Origin of the sequence: Candidatus Pelagibacter sp. HIMB1517, assembly GCF_052047895.1 — a bacterium.
Taxonomy (GTDB): Bacteria; Pseudomonadota; Alphaproteobacteria; order Pelagibacterales; family Pelagibacteraceae; genus HIMB114.
In genome coordinates this window covers 19,194-36,148 of record NZ_JBNAIW010000002.1, presented here as the reverse complement: position 1 = coordinate 36,148, position 16,955 = coordinate 19,194, and the positions used below count along the sequence as shown (strand labels likewise).

At 29.5% G+C, this 16,955-nt stretch carries 17 protein-coding genes and 1 tRNA gene; 12 read left to right on the top strand and 6 right to left on the bottom strand.

Annotated elements, in window-relative coordinates; translation table 11 throughout:
* Window positions 1-10 precede the first annotated feature (10 nt).
* From ACTTAT_RS01740 to ACTTAT_RS01715, 6 genes are read right to left on the bottom strand one after another with little or no spacing between them, the layout of a single operon-like run.
* On the bottom strand, window positions 11-1,492 hold the full coding sequence (locus tag ACTTAT_RS01740; protein WP_440679336.1) for an LTA synthase family protein: 1,482 nt from the start codon (window positions 1,490-1,492) through the stop codon (window positions 11-13).
* Window positions 1,477-1,983 (bottom strand): rRNA adenine N-6-methyltransferase family protein, encoded by a 507-nt coding sequence (locus ACTTAT_RS01735; RefSeq protein WP_440679335.1) that lies wholly within the window; start codon window positions 1,981-1,983, stop codon window positions 1,477-1,479. The genes ACTTAT_RS01740 and ACTTAT_RS01735 overlap by 16 nt, the downstream gene beginning before the upstream one ends.
* Window positions 1,980-3,893, bottom strand: coding sequence for a transglutaminase family protein (locus ACTTAT_RS01730; RefSeq protein WP_440679334.1), 1,914 nt, complete (start codon window positions 3,891-3,893; stop codon window positions 1,980-1,982). The genes ACTTAT_RS01735 and ACTTAT_RS01730 overlap by 4 nt, the downstream gene beginning before the upstream one ends.
* Window positions 3,893-4,837, bottom strand: a complete 945-nt coding sequence (locus ACTTAT_RS01725; RefSeq protein ID WP_440679333.1) for a hypothetical protein — start codon at window positions 4,835-4,837, stop codon at window positions 3,893-3,895. The genes ACTTAT_RS01730 and ACTTAT_RS01725 overlap by 1 nt, the downstream gene beginning before the upstream one ends.
* On the bottom strand, window positions 4,837-5,721 hold the full coding sequence (locus ACTTAT_RS01720; RefSeq protein WP_440679332.1) for an AAA family ATPase: 885 nt from the start codon (window positions 5,719-5,721) through the stop codon (window positions 4,837-4,839). Before ACTTAT_RS01720 ends, ACTTAT_RS01725 begins: the two co-directional genes overlap by 1 nt.
* Window positions 5,718-6,134, bottom strand: coding sequence for a hypothetical protein (locus ACTTAT_RS01715; RefSeq protein WP_440679331.1), 417 nt, complete (start codon window positions 6,132-6,134; stop codon window positions 5,718-5,720). Before ACTTAT_RS01715 ends, ACTTAT_RS01720 begins: the two co-directional genes overlap by 4 nt.
* Window positions 6,135-6,216: 82 nt before the next feature.
* Between ACTTAT_RS01715 and ACTTAT_RS01710 the strand changes: the two genes are divergently transcribed.
* The 12 genes from ACTTAT_RS01710 to nuoH all read left to right on the top strand — a co-directional run bounded on the left by ACTTAT_RS01710 (window position 6,217) and on the right by nuoH (window position 16,955).
* A tRNA-Thr gene (locus ACTTAT_RS01710) sits at window positions 6,217-6,292 on the top strand.
* Between the two features lie 114 nt (window positions 6,293-6,406).
* Window positions 6,407-6,796 carry a rhodanese-like domain-containing protein gene (locus tag ACTTAT_RS01705; RefSeq protein ID WP_440679329.1) on the top strand — a complete coding sequence of 130 codons (390 nt, stop codon included), beginning with the start codon at window positions 6,407-6,409 and terminating at the stop codon, window positions 6,794-6,796.
* Between the two features lie 17 nt (window positions 6,797-6,813).
* Window positions 6,814-8,319, top strand: coding sequence for an apolipoprotein N-acyltransferase (gene lnt / locus ACTTAT_RS01700; protein WP_440679328.1), 1,506 nt, complete (start codon window positions 6,814-6,816; stop codon window positions 8,317-8,319).
* Complete coding sequence (locus ACTTAT_RS01695; RefSeq protein ID WP_440679327.1) at window positions 8,316-9,335, top strand: glycerol-3-phosphate dehydrogenase; 1,020 nt, start codon at window positions 8,316-8,318, stop codon at window positions 9,333-9,335. The genes lnt and ACTTAT_RS01695 overlap by 4 nt, the downstream gene beginning before the upstream one ends.
* Before the next feature lie 60 nt (window positions 9,336-9,395).
* A complete protein-coding gene (locus tag ACTTAT_RS01690; RefSeq protein WP_440679326.1) occupies window positions 9,396-9,764 on the top strand; it encodes an NADH-quinone oxidoreductase subunit A in 369 nt (122 codons plus the stop codon).
* Window position 9,765: 1 nt separating this feature from the next.
* A complete protein-coding gene (locus tag ACTTAT_RS01685; protein ID WP_440679324.1) occupies window positions 9,766-10,287 on the top strand; it encodes a NuoB/complex I 20 kDa subunit family protein in 522 nt (173 codons plus the stop codon).
* Complete coding sequence (locus tag ACTTAT_RS01680; protein WP_440679322.1) at window positions 10,287-10,886, top strand: NADH-quinone oxidoreductase subunit C; 600 nt, start codon at window positions 10,287-10,289, stop codon at window positions 10,884-10,886. The genes ACTTAT_RS01685 and ACTTAT_RS01680 overlap by 1 nt, the downstream gene beginning before the upstream one ends.
* Window positions 10,886-12,061: an NADH-quinone oxidoreductase subunit D gene (locus ACTTAT_RS01675; protein WP_440679321.1), complete on the top strand. Its 1,176-nt coding sequence runs from the start codon at window positions 10,886-10,888 to the stop codon at window positions 12,059-12,061. Before ACTTAT_RS01680 ends, ACTTAT_RS01675 begins: the two co-directional genes overlap by 1 nt.
* The gene (nuoE, locus tag ACTTAT_RS01670) at window positions 12,058-12,663 is read left to right on the top strand and encodes an NADH-quinone oxidoreductase subunit NuoE (RefSeq protein ID WP_440679320.1); all 606 of its coding nucleotides are present in this window, start codon (window positions 12,058-12,060) and stop codon (window positions 12,661-12,663) included. The genes ACTTAT_RS01675 and nuoE overlap by 4 nt, the downstream gene beginning before the upstream one ends.
* Entirely contained in the window at window positions 12,656-13,939 is a 1,284-nt protein-coding gene (nuoF, locus tag ACTTAT_RS01665) for an NADH-quinone oxidoreductase subunit NuoF (RefSeq protein WP_440679319.1), read from the top strand. Before nuoE ends, nuoF begins: the two co-directional genes overlap by 8 nt.
* Window positions 13,939-15,951, top strand: coding sequence for an NADH-quinone oxidoreductase subunit NuoG (nuoG, locus tag ACTTAT_RS01660; protein ID WP_440679317.1), 2,013 nt, complete (start codon window positions 13,939-13,941; stop codon window positions 15,949-15,951). The genes nuoF and nuoG overlap by 1 nt, the downstream gene beginning before the upstream one ends.
* Window positions 15,951-16,955 (top strand): NADH-quinone oxidoreductase subunit NuoH, encoded by a 1,005-nt coding sequence (gene nuoH, locus ACTTAT_RS01655; protein ID WP_440679316.1) that lies wholly within the window; start codon window positions 15,951-15,953, stop codon window positions 16,953-16,955. The genes nuoG and nuoH overlap by 1 nt, the downstream gene beginning before the upstream one ends.

The following is a 16,955-nucleotide window of genomic DNA, read 5'->3' as shown; positions in this document are numbered from 1 at the left end:
GAGGCCTTTTTTATTGGGATGTATTAAATAATTCGTGAATCAAATAATCACTTACAATTTTCTTATCCATAACTTTTTCATAATGAGACTTATAGTCAAAGTCATCTCTAAGCGCTGATACACCAAAACCAAATCTAGAATTATCAGGCGGCAAAAAGCCTAATGAATCTAAAATAGTTGGTGCAATATCAAAGTGATTAATTTTATCTCTTAAAAAGGGTTTTATATTATTCATCTTAAAGTAAATGTTTCTGTCTAAACTTTCAGAAATAGTAAATTCTTTTTTATTAGCCATAGTATGATCACCCGTAATAACAACAACAGTATTATCAAGAACACCAGCTTCCTCAAGCTCATTAAAAAAATTACTAATATATTCACTTGAGCATCTGTATGATCTGACAATTTTATTAAAATATTCCTCTTTTTTGTTCTTACTTAATTTTACAGGTTCCTTGCATCGTGGTGAGATTAGGTAGGGAAAATGAGTGTCGGTAGTAATAATTGTTGCATTAAAGGGTTTTTTTGATTTGTGTAATTCAATAATTTTTTTGCTGGCATGTTTTAAAAAATCATCATCATGCACACCGTCTGCCCAACCAGTTAATCTTTCTTTAGGTAGACCGTCTTCAACAATTTTATTTTTATCAATGACTTTTAAACTATGTTCTTTGTTAAAATTGCCAAATAGATGAAAATCACCTGAAACGGTGATATAAAAGATTTGTTCATAATTATAGTTTGCCAGGACATCACTAAGGCACATGAGTTCATTTTTTTTAAACAAAGTTAAATTCATAGAAATTGCTGGATAAAAAGGTACAGAACATTGGCTTGAAACTACCGCACCAATACTAAAGCCTGTTGCAGGTGCATGTTTAAAGTTATTAATGTAATTACCTTTGATATCATCTATTTTTTGAATAGGATTTTTTAGATCTAATGATCTTATTTGATACTCTAAAGACTCTGTGAAAAATAGGATTAAATTTTTCTTTTGTGCAGGATTATTAAATTCAATATTATTTGGATTGTAATAGAGTTGTTTAGTATTTTTTAAATCTTTATTTACTAAAATAAAATCAAAAAAATCTAATTTTTGAAAATAAAAAAATAAGCTTATTAGAAAATAAACTTTAAAATTTAACAATAATTTAAAACTTATCTTTGTGACAATATTAATAAATTTTAAGTCTTTAATTTTTTCAAAAAAGTCTATGACAATTGTATTTGTTTTCGCTTTTTCTAACAAAAACATCCAAATTATTGCAGCAAGGAAAGGGTAGATTAAAATATTCCTTATAAAAAGCATTTTAAAATGAAAAGGGATATCTTTCACCCCATTATAATTGACAGTAAAATTATATAATATTTCAATATAATTGGTTCTCATTCCAAAAAAATCTTTAATCCAAATAACTTTTTGAAATAGTGCAAAAGCTAAAAATAAAAAAATAAAATTAATAAGATATTTTTTTAAAAATAATGCCATATAAATGCTGGAGGAATATTGTTGATGACTAAATGTCTTTTTTTATTTTTAAATCGAAGTTGTTCAAATTGATTAAAATACCGATATCCAAGTATAATAAACCATTGAATTTTGTTTTCAGATAAATGTTGATTGATAATATTAATTAAGTTTAATTTTACATCATTTTTCATCATTGGAATCGATATTATTAAGCCGTATTCTTCATTTACATTTTTAAGGTATGCTAAACCGCAGCTATGAACAATATTATTACATTTGTATTTCCTTTTTAAAACCTCATAAAGATCTTTATCTCGCTCAATAATTGTTAGGTTTTTATTTTTTATAAACTGTGACAGCGCGCCTGTGCCTCCACCAATTTCAATAATATTTTTAGTAGATTTTAGATTTACGAGTTCAGCAATTTTTTTTGCAGAACGATTTGATGAGGGTGCAATGGCGCCAATATTCTTTGGATCTTTAATAAATTTTTTTAAAATTAAATTCATCGTGCCGTTTTACTTGATGAAACAGCTAGATCAAAGAGTATTTTTATAAAATGAATTAAATTTAACCTTTTCTTATAAAACTTACTCTCTTCATATATTAAGATTATCTTTTTTAATGTGTCAGTGATATTTGCTCTGCTAATTATATCTTGATGAGTTTCATAATTTTTAACTTTAAGTTTTAGTTTTTTTATAATTAAAAAAAACAATAAATCGGAATAATTCTTTTTTCTTATAATAACAAACATTACCAACACAAATATTAATGATGTGATTGATAAGATAATATATTTTATGATCTCAAAAATGGTTGCTTGATTAAGAGACTTAATTTGCGATATGAGCTTACTTCTTTGGTCAGAGTCATAATTAATTAAAAAATTGGTCCATTGATAATCGATATATTTAACCCAGAGATTCAAACCTTTATCTCCAAAAAATTTTACAAATTCGTTTTGTTCAATGGCAATATTGTTTTCTTCTCTTTCAAAACTGTTAATCGTATTTTTTATATTACTAGGCGGTATAACTTGTGTTGGATCAAACCTTACCCAGCCTGTATTACTAATCCATACCTCAACCCATGAATGCGCATCTTCCTGAGAGAAAGTATAAAAATCACCCAAGTTATTGTAACGACCTCCATAATAACCAGTGACAATTCTAGAAGGAATATCAGCGGCTCTTAATAGTAAGGCCATGGTTCCCGCAAAATATTCGCAGTAACCTTCTTTCGTTTCAAAAAAGAATTTGGAATAGTTGTTGCCAATGGGATTGGGCTTTAGGTTATAAAAATAATTTTGGTTTTTAAAATGACTCATTAAGGACTCAGCAAACTCTAAATCAGATTTATTTATTTTTTTATCTTGAGCCCAAGTGATTAATTTTGGGTCTACGGTATTTGGAATTTGTAAATAGTAACTTTTTTCTTTGACGCTTAAATTGGTGATAGGAGAGATGCTTTGAGCAAAAAATGCAAATTTCTTTTTAGTATTCATTTTTTGATATAACCGGTAAGTTAAATTGTAACTATCAAATTTAGAGTCGTAAGTTCTTGGGGTTGTATAATCTAAAACTGGTACCCAATTTTTCCCGTGATTAAATAATATAAGGTCATATTTAAGTTGATCTTTTGATCTTTTAATAATTTGATCATTTTTTTTAAAAGTCACTTTGGTATTAATACTTTTCCAATTTTTTAACTGATCAAGTATTTCAAAGGTTTTCACTCTAAAATAAAGTTGATTTTGATTAACTTTTTCAAAAAATTTAACATTAAATACATCTTCATCTTCAAGCGTGATTTGTTGAAATGAGCCTAGTGAAATTTTATCAGGAATTCCAAGGTTGTTTGATTTATTAGCAAATAAACTTACCTTTACTTCTGCTCTTGGGAAGAAAAGATAGGTAAGAATAATAATAGGAACTGTAAATACGCTAATCAGTACAATTCGTTTTAAGTTTTGTATGTTTAGAGTGATTAGCTCTTTTTGATTGATTAGGTATAATAAAACAATAGCAGTAATTGCAGATGAACCGCTAATGATACTGCTTAATAAATTTTGGTTATTAATCAGGTTTGAGATGGTTACAAAAATAGATAGCGCGACAAAGAAAAAGTAATCTTTTTTCTTTGTTTCTAAGAACTTAAATAAAAGAAGAATGTAAAGACAGTTAATAAAAAAATCCTTAGTGATCGTATAATCTTCAAATACAAACTGAATTCCCATTAATATAATTAAAGATGGATGCCTGATTAAGGCATGAATGATAATGTTCTTATATTTAATAAATAAAACTGTGATTGTAATTGCAAGAACATATAAAAAGTTTTCATATTCAAGCTTTTGAAACATCAACGCAAGTTGAGAGAGAATAATAAATACTGATAATTTAAAATAAATGTTCATTAATCAGCCTCCGCAATAAGTTTTAAACAATGCTCAAAGTGTTTTTTGTTATCTCCAAAATCAGAGGATTGATCTTTTATTTTTATGGCAAAAATTTTATTTTGCTGAAGACATTCCTTTAATAGAAAAACCATAATACCAAGTTTTTTTTCATGATCTTGAATTGGGATTTGATTATAATCTATGAGTATTTTCTTAGACTCTGACTTTGAGTCAAATTTTTTAATATAAAGTTGATCCTTACTATTTGATATTTTCCAAGCAATTTTACTCTCACTCATTCCTTCTTGGAACTGATCTATTCCATCAAAATCTTCACTAAAATCTGATTTATATTTTAAAGTTTCAACTAAAAAATGATTTAGATCTTTAAAATACATTATAGGTGAAGGGTAGACGTAGAACCTTTCTTTTAGCTGAAACCAATTCCATGCTTTTGTAATTCCAAATGGAAAAATCGTTTGGATTTTAAGCAAAGGATAATCATAACACCCTCGTTTTAGAAAAGGGTTTGTAAATGATATGATATTAGCGCCAGTATTTAAATTAAAAGTCTCAGACTTTAAAACATCTTTGTTATCAATAATGTCTAGGTTAATTTTTTTTTGTTTAGAACTATTATTTATAATTAATTTTAAAGGCTCTTTTCCATTGCTATCAATAATATTTTCATAGTCTTTAATTTGTATGTGGTTCAAGTTTTCATAAGTAATTAAAATTGAAAGAAAGAATAGAACCGAAAGGGTAACCAGGATAATTAATCCAAGGTTAATTTGATAAATTGTTGATGCAATAAGAGCGGTGATTAAAAATAATCCTAATTGAAATCCATCTTTTGTTGGAAAGATATAAATGTTTTTTCTATTGATACTTGGATCTGGGTATTGCTTTAGTTTTTTTCTAATAATTTTGAAATAAAAATGATTTAATGCTTTAGAAATCATTAACGAGGTACAGGTACTTTTTCGATAATTTCTTTTTGAATATATCCTAAAATATCAACTCCAAAATCAACATTTTTAATTCTATGTTTTAATATGTAAGGAAATGTTTTTTGTACCTCATCAAATGTGACATATTTTTTTTCATTTAAATAAGCCAAAGCTTTTGAGATTTGAACAGTATAAAGAAGAGTTCTAGTTGACAGAATGGTTTCAAATTTAATTTTTTTAGTTTGTTCCGTTAAACTTTGAATATAGCTAATTACAATATCATTGCATTCAATTTGGTTAACTTCATTCATAGTTTTTTGAATATTAATGTTTAATGAATTAATATCTTGGTTATTACTTTTTTGTTTTAAAATTTGTTTTTCTTGATCGTGATTTAACTTATTCATTGAAAATGAAATCATAAAACGATCAAGCTGAGACTCGGGTAATGGATAAGTACCAACTTGCTCAGTTGGGTTCTGTGTTGCAATAACAAAGAATGGTTGTGGAAGATTGTGCGTTGATCCATCTATGGTTACAGATTTTTCTTCCATCGCTTCCATAAAAGCACTTTGGCATTTTGGATTTCCACGATTTAATTCATCAGCAAGAATAATGTTAGAAAAAATAGGACCTTTTTGAAAATTTGGTTCATTGTTAATATATTTAACAAAGCCATTAATATCAGATGGTAACATATCTGATGTAAACTGAATTCTTTTAAAATCTAAACCTAAACTATTTGCAATAAGTTTTGCAAAGGTTGTTTTTCCAGTTCCTGGTTGGTCTTCTAACAAAATACTTCCACCAGCAATAATTGCTGCCATTGATAATTCTATTTTATCATCATTACCTATTATAAATTGATTTAAGTTTGATTTTATCGATTTGATCATTTTGTCTTATATTTTAGTTTAATTGCAATTTTAGCTCTATAGTCTTTTTTTACTTTATCTAGTTCTTTTTGGTTACTTGTTTTTATCTGTTTTATTTTTTTAATAAACCAATCTTCTTCTTTTTTTGTAATTTTTTGATTTTTCTTTCTAAATTTTAGCCTCTCTTCAATTCGATGTATTTCATTTTCCAAATCAATATTTCTTTCTTCAAGATCACTTAGCTCCTTCCATCTTAATTCATACGTTTTTGAAGATTTTTTTAAAAGATAGATATTATTTTGAGAGCAGTGGTTGCAAATTTTTTTAAAGATTATTTCATATTGATCTTGGTAGATTGATTTTCTTAGAATTTTAGGCGTCAAAAAACTAGTTTGTTTTTTATTACAACACTTGCAAAAATACTGCTTAATCATTGATAGTTATTTATTTTTTTTCTTTATTTAACTCAACAATTCATTTGTATTTTTGAGAATTTAATTATAATAATCGCCACGTGCCCAAATAGCTCAATTGGTAGAGCAACTGATTTGTAATCAGTAGGTCGGGAGTTCGATTCTCTCTTTGGGCACCATCTTACAAAATCCTACACTTTCCCACATGACTTTATAAGTTGGACAAACGAACCCAAATTAACCGCTTTAATCAATACTTTTTTATTTTTAATTAGTAAGATAAAAGTAAAATTATGGTCAAACAAATTACAGCTTTAGAACTTAAAGATTTAGCAGGTAAAGACGGTCACTATTTAATTGACGTTAGAACTCCAGAAGAATGGGATGTTGTTGGAAGACCGGATGGTGAAGCATTGGGACTTGTTACTCATTTTGTATCATATCAATTCCAAAAGGGTGAAGAAAGAGAGTTCAACCCAAATTTTGAACAAGAGATTGATAATTTAAATTTAGACAAGGATAAAAATATTTTTTTTATATGCAGAAGTGGAGCTCGTTCACAAAATGCAGCTGAAATTTTTGAAAAAAAAGGATTTAAAACATTTAATGTTTCAGATGGGTTTTTAAGATCAGATACAGTTTATAAGTCTTCTTGGAAGGCAGATAAATTACCAATTAAATAATTATATTCATTAGTAAAATGAATTTTGAACAATTTTTAAAAAGTAAATTTAGTTTTATAATAATTTTCTTATTGGGTGCATTACTTTCTTTTTCATTGCCACCATATAATAATGTGAGTTTTTGTTTTATTATCTTTCCTGCACTTTTATATCTATTAAAAATTAACGAGCTTAATGGGCCAAAAGTTTTCTTTATTTATGGTTTGAGTTTTGCTTTTGGTTATTTTTCTTTTTCTTTATATTGGATTAGTTACTCTTTAAATTTTGACCCTGAAGTTTTGGTTTTAAAGCCTTTTGCAATAATTGGTTTACCTTTTGTCTTATCTTTGTTTTATGGATTTGGTTTTTATATTTTTAGACGTTTTTTTAAGTTTGGTTTTTTTTTTATATTAAATTTTACAATCATTTTAGCTTTAACAGAATATATTAGATCTTACGTTACAGGGTTTTCATGGAACTTATTTGTCTACGCTTTAAGTGATGAAATACAAAGTATTCAGATTTTAAATGTTATTGGGACCTTTGGTTTAAATTTTATAACCATTTTTTTCTTCTGTTTTCCATATTTATTTTTTTGTGAGAACAAAAGAAAGTCAGTGAACAGAATGTTAATTTTTATTTTAATAATAGGTATTAATTACATGTATGGTACTGGAAGACTTCAAATTAAATTAGAGACTAAAGATCAAGAGGTTGTAGTTGTGCAACCTAATGAAGGTTTAATTGAAATATCATCTTATCCAGATGATTATTTAAAAAATTTAATCAAAATTAGTAAACCTAATGAAAAAAAAAATAACTCAATTTTTCTATGGCCTGAGGGCTCGTATTCTTTTGTCAGCAAAAATAATTTTAAAAATATAATTAAAGACAAATTTAAAGATAATCAAAAAATTATATTAGGAGGAAATACTAAGGATGAGCAAGGTAAAATCTATAATACTTTCATAGTTTTTAATGCAAGTGGTGAAGTGGTTAATGAATACCGTAAAATTCACCTTGTTCCTTTTGGAGAGTTTATTCCTTTTGAAAGTTTAATTGCAAAACTAAATTTAAAAAAAGTTACTTTTGGTTACCAATCGTTTTCAAAAGGTAAAAATAGAAATCAAATTAATATAAATGGAAATTTGATATTACCACTTATTTGCTACGAAGTTATAGATACCGGTAATTTAAATATAAATAAAAATAATTATGATGTAATATTTAATTTATCAGAAGATGCTTGGTTCAATCGATCAATTGGTACATATCAACATTTCTCTCATTCTATTTTTAGAGCAATAGAAGAGGGAAAACATATTTTTCGATCAACTAATCAAGGATTGTCAGCCAGCATAAACCCTTACGGTGTTTCGTCAAATATTTCTTCGCCTTATAAACAGTCATCTTTTGTCTCTACTTACAATACCCTTAACAAAAAAACTCCATTTCAAGTTATGGGTAATTTAATGTTTTTGTTTTTAATCTTACTAGGTTTTTTGATACAGTTATTTTTGAAAAAATATTTTAAATTAAGATGAAAATTCATACATTAGTTTTAGGATTTGGTGTTGCAAGTAATGCTTACACTTCTTTATTAGATCATAATAAAACTAAAACTTCTGTAATCGGAAGTCCTTTTGATCGAAAAAAAATTAATATCTTAAAAAAAACAAGAAAAGATAAGTCGCTTAAATTAAAATATTCAAAAAATATTCATTTTTATAATGAGGATGAAATTAATTTAATCAATCACGATAGTATAAATTTAATTATAGTTGGAACAAATACTAAAGGAATTGACTGGGCGATTAAAATTTTAAATAAATTAAAAATAGATTGTCCAATTTTATTAATTACTAAAGGGATTGCACAACTTAAGGGAAAATTAGTACCAATAAGTGATTATTTTTTTACTAAATGTTTTAATCATAAAATTATTATGTCTGCGGGTCCATGCTTGGCAAAAGAGTTGATTAATAAAGCCCACACAAGAACTTTGTTTGCATCTAGAAATACTTCGTATGCACTCTATGTGAAAAAGATTTTAGAAAATAAATATTATCATCCTGAAGTTTCAAGAGATATTCAGGGAGCTGAAATATGTGCTGCAATAAAAAATATCTATGCAACCGTCATTGGTTCTGCGATAGGTCAGGTTGGTGATTTAGTAAAAAATAAAAAAGAAAATTTTTTTAATTCTTCATCAGGTTTATTTGAACAATCATTGAAAGAAATGAAATACATTGCCGAAAAGTTTGGTGGAGATTCTGAAACTGTTTTTGGTTTAGCTGGAGCTGGAGATTTATATGTAAGTGTTCTTGGCGGAAGAAATGCAAAATTGGGTTCTTATTTGGGACAAGGTTATTTGTTTAAATCAATCATTAAAAAACAAATGAAGGGCGTTACTGTTGAAGGTGCAGAAGTAGTGAAGTCGGCTGGTAAGAAAATTTTAACTTTAGTTGGCCAAAATAAGTTACCGTTATTAAAAGCCCTATTAAACTCAATTAATCGTAACAAAAAACTTAAAATCGATTGGAAACAGTTCACAATTTAGATCTTAAAGGTCAAAAATACACATTTATCCAAGCTTGATTATCTATATAAACATGCTCAAATGTTATTCGATTTTTTAAGAGATTACGCAACTATTTTAATATTCCTTTTCATTTCTATTGGTCTTGGATTTGCTTTTATTGTTGTGAATTTTTTATTTTCTCCAAGCAATCCTGATCCAGAAAAACTTTCTGCTTATGAGTGTGGTTTTGAAGCATTTGATGATGCAAGAATGAAATTTGATGTTAGGTTTTATCTAGTAGCAATTCTATTTATTATTTTTGATCTTGAAGTTGCGTTTTTATTTCCATGGGCGGTCTCTTTAGGAAATATTGGCTTACTAGGTTTTTGGTCGATGATGTTCTTTTTATTTATTTTGACCGTAGGTTTTATTTATGAGTGGAAAAAGGGAGCATTAGATTGGGAATAGTATGAGTGCGGTGTCAAAATTAGATCAGATTCCACAAGAGTTTAGAGAAGTTGCAGAAGAATTTTCTGAAAAGGGTTTTGTTACCATTGCAAGCGACACTTTAATTAATTGGGCGAGAACTGGATCATTACATTGGATGACATTTGGACTTGCGTGTTGTGCAGTTGAAATGATGCAAGCTTCAATGCCTAGATATGATCTTGAAAGATTTGGCGCAGCGCCAAGAGCATCACCAAGACAATCCGATGTTATGATTGTAGCAGGAACTTTAACAAACAAGATGGCACCAGCTTTGAGAAAAGTTTATGATCAAATGCCAGAGCCCCGTTATGTTATCTCAATGGGTAGCTGTGCAAATGGTGGTGGTTATTATCACTATTCTTATTCTGTAGTGAGGGGCTGCGATAGAATTGTTCCCGTTGATATTTATGTTCCAGGATGTCCTCCAAGTGCAGAGTCTTTATTATATGCAATATTACAATTACAAAAAAAAATAAGAAGAGAAGGATCTTTACAACGATAATGAAATCATTAGATGAAGTGAAAACTATCATTGAAGGAAGCCCAAATTTTAGATTTGCTAAAATTGAACTTCAAAATGATAATTTAGTTTGTCACTGCAATGTAGATCAATTGATTGATAATGTTGTTCAATTAAAAAGACATTCAGATTTAAAATTTAGACAACTAGTTGATATTCTTGCAGTAGATTATCCAAATAGAGAAAAACGTTTTGAAATTATTTATTTATTTTTAAGTCATGAAAATAATTTAAGAATAAGTATTAAAATTGATTTAGAGGATCAGCAAAAAATTCAAACATTAACCAATGTATTTCCTTCTGCAAACTGGTTGGAAAGAGAAGTTTTCGATATGAATGGGATTGAATTTAGCGATCATCCTGATTTAAGAAGAATTTTAACAGATTATAACTTTGAAGGTTTTCCTTTAAGAAAAGATTTTCCTTTAACTGGTTATAAAGAAGTTAGATACGATTCAGAAACAAAAAAAGTAGTTTACGGCCCAGTAAAGTTGCAACAAGCCTATAGAGATTTTGATTTTAAAAGTCCTTGGCAAGGTCCTGATTACATTAAAAAAGAACAAGAAAAGAGTGGGGAATAATGTCTAAAGAATTCAAAACAGTTAATTTAAACTTTGGACCACAACACCCTGCTGCGCACGGTGTTTTAAGACTCATTTTAGAATTGGATGGAGAAGTAGTTGAAAGAGCAGATCCACACATTGGATTGTTGCATAGAGGAACTGAAAAGCTAATAGAGCATAAAACGTATACTCAGGCCGTTCCATATTTTGATAGATTGGATTACGTAGCACCGATGAACCAAGAGCATGCATTTGCGCTTGCTGTAGAAAAATTACTTAACATTGACGTTCCAATCAGAGCTAAAAATATCAGAGTTGCTTTTTGTGAAATTGGTAGAATTTTAAGTCATATTTTAAATATCACCACACAAGCTTTAGATGTTGGAGCGCTAACACCTTCTCTTTGGGGGTTTGAAGAAAGAGAAAAATTAATGGTATTTTATGAAAGAGTTTCAGGTTCAAGATTACATGCTAATTACTTTAGACCAGGCGGAGTTCATATTGATTTACCAACCGGATTAGACAAGGATATTCTAGAGTTTTGTAAATCTTTCCCAAAAGTAATTGATGATTTAGAAAATTTATTAACTGATAATAGAATTTTTAAACAGCGAAATGTTGATATTGGAATTGTTTCTGTTCAAGAAGCTTTAGATCATGGTTTCTCAGGAGTTATGATTAGAGGTTCAGGCATACCTTGGGATTTGAGAAAATCTCAGCCATATGATGGTTATGAAAATTATGAGTTTAAAGTACCAGTTGGAAAAAACGGAGATTGCTATGACAGATATCTTTGTCGTATTGAAGAGATGAGAGAAAGTGTAAAAATTATAATTCAAGCTCTTTCTAATTTACCAGATGGTCCGATTATGACTTTGGATACTCGAGTTGGACCTCCAAAGAGATCAGATATGAAAACTTCAATGGAGGCATTGATCAATCACTTCAAACTTTACACCGAAGGTTATAGTGTTCCAAAAGGTGAAACTTATGCAGCAGTTGAAGCTCCAAAAGGTGAATTTGGAGTTTATTTGGTAGCTGACGGAACAAACAAACCTTATCGTTGTAAAATTAAAGCACCAGGTTTTACACATTTACAAGCAATGGATTATTTAATTAAAGGTCATATGTTAGCTGACGTTCCAGCGTTACTCGGATCAATGGATATTGTTTTTGGAGAAGTTGATCGATGAGCGGAAAACATGTAGCTAAAAATCAACCTTCATCTTTTACGTTTACAGATGAAAATAAAAAGAAGATTGAAGAGGTTTTAAAGAAGTATCCTGAGAATAAAAAAAAGAGTGCGGTGATGCCTCTTTTATATATCGCTCAAAGACAAAATAATAATTGGATACCACTTGCTGCAATTCAATTAATCGCAGATATGTTAGGAATTACATATATTAAGGTATATGAAGTTGCTACGTTTTACACAATGTATAATCTAGCACCTGTTGGAAAATATTTTGTTCAAGTATGCACAACAACACCATGCATGATTAGAGGATCAGGAAAAGTTGTTGAAGTATGCAAAAAACATATTTCTGAAAAACAAGGACATTTAAATAAGGAATTAGATAGTTCATGGATAGAAGTTGAATGTTTAGGAGCTTGCGTTAACGCTCCAATGGTTCAGATTAATGATGATTATTTTGAAGATTTAAATGCTGAAAAAGCTGAGACTATCATTAAAGGTTTTAAAGAAGGTAAGTTGCCAAATATAGGTTCTCAATCCGGGAGAAAAGGCTCAGAGCCAATTCAAAACCGTACAACACTATTAAATAAAAATGCTTAAAGATACAGATAGAATTTTTAAAAATTTATATGGAGATGAAAGCTTTAACCTTTCTAACGCATTAAACCGAGGTGATTGGAAAGATACAAAAGAAATTATTGCAAAAGGAAAAGAGTGGATCATTGATCAAGTAAAAAAATCTGAATTAAGAGGAAGGGGTGGTGCAGGGTTTCCAACTGGAATGAAGTGGTCTTTTGCTCCAAAAGAACCAACTACTGATAGACCTCATTATCTTGTTATCAATGCGGATGAGTCTGAACCAGGAACTTGCAAAGATAGAGATATACTTAGATATGAACCACAAAAATTAATCGAAGGCTCTTTGATAGCTGCATACGCTGTGGGAGCTAAAGCTTGTTATGTTTATATTAGAGGAGAGTACGTTAATGAGGGTAAAGTTTTACAACAAGCTATCGATGAAGCTTATAAAAAAAATTTAATTGGAAAAAATGCAGCTGGCAGTGGTTGGGATTTTGATATGTATATTCATTTCGGTGCCGGTGCATATATTTGCGGTGAGGAAACTGCATTGTTAGAGAGTTTAGAAGGTAATAAGGGTCAGCCAAGATTAAAACCACCATTTCCAGCATTAGTTGGTTTGTATGGCTGTCCAACAATTGTAAATAATGTGGAAACTATTGCGGTTGTACCTACAATTTTAAGACGCGGACCCGAATGGTTTGCATCTTTTGGAAGACCTAAAAATAGAGGAACAAAAATTTTCTGTATATCAGGTAACGTTGTTAACCCTTGCAACGTTGAAGAAGAAATGAGCATACCGTTAAAAGAATTAATTGAAACTCATGCGGGTGGCGTCATAGGCGGATGGGATAATTTGCAAGCAGTAATTCCAGGTGGGTCTTCAATGCCACTATTACCAAAAAAAGTTTGTGATAATATTTTGATGGACTTTGATGCTTTGGTAGAAGCCAAAAGTGGGATGGGAACTGCAGGAATAGTTGTGATCGATAAATCACAAGATATCGTCTCTTGCATTTCAAGAATTTCAAGATTTTATAAACATGAAAGTTGCGGTCAATGTACTCCATGCAGGGAAGGGTCTGGTTGGTTATGGAGAATGATGGAAAGAATTAATAGAGGTGATGCTGAAATACATGAAATTGATATGTTGTTAGAAGTTACAAAACAAATTGAAGGACACACGATTTGTGCATTTGGTGAAGCATCAGCTTGGCCAGTTCAAGGTTTATTAAGACACTTTAGAGAACAAATGGAAGAGAAGTGTTCAAACTTAGCTAATAGAAAGATTGCTTAATGCCAAAAGTAACTGTTGATGGAATAGAAGTAGAAGTTGAAGCTGGGTCAACAGTACTGCAAGCGTGTGAAGCTGCAGGAAAAGAAATTCCAAGATTTTGTTATCATGAAAGATTATCAATAGCTGGTAATTGCAGAATGTGTTTAGTTGAAATGGAAAAATCACCTAAACCTGTAGCATCATGTGCGATGCCTGTAATGGATGGACAAGTGATAAAAACAAATACTCCGATGGTAAAAAAAGCAAGAGAAGGCGTCATGGAGTTTTTATTAATTAACCACCCATTAGATTGTCCGATTTGTGATCAAGGAGGTGAATGTGATCTTCAAGACCAGGCATTTAATTATGGAGGTGGTAGATCCAGATATGAATTAAACAAAAGATCAGTTGATCAAAAATATATGGGTCCTTTAATCAAAACTCACATGAATAGATGTATTCACTGTACTAGATGCGTTAGATTTTCTGAAGAAGTAGCAGGGGTTTCTGAAATAGGAGCAATTAATCGCGGTGAAAATATGGAAATTACAACCTTCTTAGAAAACACAATTGAATCTGAAATGTCTGGAAATGTAATTGATTTATGTCCCGTTGGTGCACTCACTTCAAAACCTTATTCTTATGAAGCAAGACCTTGGGAGCTTAATAAAGTTGAAACTATCGATGTTATGGATGCTGTTGGTTCCAATATTAGAATGGATTCAAAAGGCTGGGAAGTTAAAAGAGTTTTACCAAGAATTAATGATGAAATTAATGAAGAATGGATATCAGACAAAACCCGTTATGCTTGTGATGGTTTATTAAATAACAGAATAGATGCACCTTACATTAAAAAAGATGGAGAATTTAAAGAGGTGTCATGGAAAGAAGCTTTAAGTTTTATAAATCAAAACTTAGAAAATAAAAAAACTTTTGGTGGATTAGTTGGTCAACTTGTTGATCTTGAAACAAGTTATGCTTTTAAAAAGTTATTTAATAATGTTTTTAATTCTGAATTAGTTGATTTTAGACAAAAGGATATTTTATTCGATACATCAAATACTTTTAATTTTAAATTTAACACAACAATAAGTAAAATTGATGAAGCTGATTTTATTTTATTAGTTGGAGCAAATCCTAGATTAGAAGCCACGATAATAAGCTCAAGAATTAGAAAAGCAGTTAAATCTGGATGCAAAGTATTCTCAATCGGAGATCCTGGAGATCAGCATTATAAATTTAAGGTTATTGGTAATAATATTTCAATTTTAGATGATTTGGTATTTGGCAATATCTCAGAATCAAAACTATTAAAAGAAGCAAAAAATCCTGTAATTATAATAGGTGAGAGTGTTTTAAAATCTGAAATATCTAAAAATGTAATTTCTTCAGTTCAAACATTATTAAAAGATATTAATAAATTAGATAGCTTTAATATACTTCACCAGTCTGCATCAAATGTAGGTTCATTAATTTTAGGTTTGCAAACAGAAAATTTGCAGAAAGTTTATGATGCTGATGTTTTATATTTATTAAATGCTGATGAAGTGAATATAGATAAAAAAAACAATCAATTTATTATTTACCAAGGTTCTCATGGTGGTGAAAATTCTAAAATTGCTGATGTAATTTTACCAGGCGCTGCTTATTCAGAAAAAAATGGTTCTTTTGTAAACTTAGAAGGAAGGGTACAAAGATCTTATAAAGCCAGCTACCCTCCAGGTTTTGCAAAAGAAGATTTTGAAATATTTAATGATATTGCAAAAAGCAAAGGATCTAATCATCATTATGTTTCTTTTGAAAGTTTAAGAGAAGAAATGATTAGTGAACATAAATCTTTAGGCGTTTATGATGAAATTCAACCATCAGATATTGAAAATCTTAAAATTGAAAGACATGTTAAAAAAGACCATTTAATTGAAATAAATAATATCGATTACTATCAAACGAATATTGTGGCAAGATCTTCTCAAACAATGAATGAATGCAAATTAGCTAAACAACAACCAAGAAAAACTGGAACAGAAAATTAATGTTAAACAATTATTTAAATATCATATTTTTTGATGTCTTAAAAATTATGTTTTTACTCGTACCTGTTCTTATTGCGGTAGCAATGATTGTTTGGGTAGATAGAAGAGTTTGGGGTTTGGTTCAATTAAGGAGAGGACCAAATGTTGTAGGACCTTTTGGTTTACTTCAAACTGCAGCGGATGCTTTAAAATATATTTTTAAAGAAATTATAATTCCTGCTGGTGCAAATAAAGTAATATTTATTTTAGCCCCAGTTGTTACGATGTCATTGGCCTTATTGGCATGGGCAGTAATTCCATTTGGTGAAAATATTTATGTAGCTAATATCAATGTTGGTATTTTGTATTTATTCGCTGTCTCATCTCTTGGTGTTTACGGAATTATTATGGCGGGCTGGGCTTCAAATTCAAAATATCCTTTCTTAGGAGCGTTAAGATCAGCTGCGCAAATGGTTTCTTATGAGGTTTCGATAGGTTTTATTATAGTGACGGTCTTGTTGTGTGTTGGATCCTTGAATCTAATTGATATTGTGGTTGCACAAAAAAAAGTTTGGTTTGCAATTCCACTTTTTCCAATGTTTGTAATTTTTTTTATATCAGCTTTAGCAGAGACGAATAGACCACCATTTGATTTACCAGAGGCAGAAGCAGAGTTGGTTGCTGGCTATCAAACAGAATATTCCGGTATGATGTATGCTCTTTTTTGGTTAGGTGAGTATGCAAATATTTTATTAATGTGTGCTATGGGTTCTATATTATTTTTAGGAGGGTGGTTACCTCCAGCAGATATTTTTCCATTAAATGCAATACCTTCTCCTTTATGGTTAGTTCTAAAAATTCTTTTATTGTTTGTTGCTTTTGCATTAATTAAAGCAATTGTTCCTAGATATAGATATGATCAATTAATGAGATTAGGTTGGAAAGTCTTTTTACCTGTATCTTTAGCTTGGGTAATTCTTGTGTCAGGTTTTTTAGTTTATTTTAAAATGTTGCCGGTGAATTAA

What these genes read in the sequence shown, in the direction of transcription:
- ACTTAT_RS01740 (WP_440679336.1), bottom strand. Translation starts at nt 1,492, where the DNA reads ATGGCATTATTTTTAAAAAAATATCTTATTAATTTTATTTTTTTATTT.
- ACTTAT_RS01735 (WP_440679335.1), bottom strand. Translation starts at nt 1,983, where the DNA reads ATGAATTTAATTTTAAAAAAATTTATTAAAGATCCAAAGAATATTGGC.
- ACTTAT_RS01730 (WP_440679334.1), bottom strand. Translation starts at nt 3,893, where the DNA reads ATGAACATTTATTTTAAATTATCAGTATTTATTATTCTCTCTCAACTT.
- ACTTAT_RS01725 (WP_440679333.1), bottom strand. Translation starts at nt 4,837, where the DNA reads ATGATTTCTAAAGCATTAAATCATTTTTATTTCAAAATTATTAGAAAA.
- ACTTAT_RS01720 (WP_440679332.1), bottom strand. Translation starts at nt 5,721, where the DNA reads ATGATCAAATCGATAAAATCAAACTTAAATCAATTTATAATAGGTAAT.
- ACTTAT_RS01715 (WP_440679331.1), bottom strand. Translation starts at nt 6,134, where the DNA reads ATGATTAAGCAGTATTTTTGCAAGTGTTGTAATAAAAAACAAACTAGT.
- ACTTAT_RS01705 (WP_440679329.1), top strand. Translation starts at nt 6,407, where the DNA reads ATGGTCAAACAAATTACAGCTTTAGAACTTAAAGATTTAGCAGGTAAA.
- lnt (WP_440679328.1), top strand. Translation starts at nt 6,814, where the DNA reads ATGAATTTTGAACAATTTTTAAAAAGTAAATTTAGTTTTATAATAATT.
- ACTTAT_RS01695 (WP_440679327.1), top strand. Translation starts at nt 8,316, where the DNA reads ATGAAAATTCATACATTAGTTTTAGGATTTGGTGTTGCAAGTAATGCT.
- ACTTAT_RS01690 (WP_440679326.1), top strand. Translation starts at nt 9,396, where the DNA reads ATGTTATTCGATTTTTTAAGAGATTACGCAACTATTTTAATATTCCTT.
- ACTTAT_RS01685 (WP_440679324.1), top strand. Translation starts at nt 9,766, where the DNA reads ATGAGTGCGGTGTCAAAATTAGATCAGATTCCACAAGAGTTTAGAGAA.
- ACTTAT_RS01680 (WP_440679322.1), top strand. Translation starts at nt 10,287, where the DNA reads ATGAAATCATTAGATGAAGTGAAAACTATCATTGAAGGAAGCCCAAAT.
- ACTTAT_RS01675 (WP_440679321.1), top strand. Translation starts at nt 10,886, where the DNA reads ATGTCTAAAGAATTCAAAACAGTTAATTTAAACTTTGGACCACAACAC.
- nuoE (WP_440679320.1), top strand. Translation starts at nt 12,058, where the DNA reads ATGAGCGGAAAACATGTAGCTAAAAATCAACCTTCATCTTTTACGTTT.
- nuoF (WP_440679319.1), top strand. Translation starts at nt 12,656, where the DNA reads ATGCTTAAAGATACAGATAGAATTTTTAAAAATTTATATGGAGATGAA.
- nuoG (WP_440679317.1), top strand. Translation starts at nt 13,939, where the DNA reads ATGCCAAAAGTAACTGTTGATGGAATAGAAGTAGAAGTTGAAGCTGGG.
- nuoH (WP_440679316.1), top strand. Translation starts at nt 15,951, where the DNA reads ATGTTAAACAATTATTTAAATATCATATTTTTTGATGTCTTAAAAATT.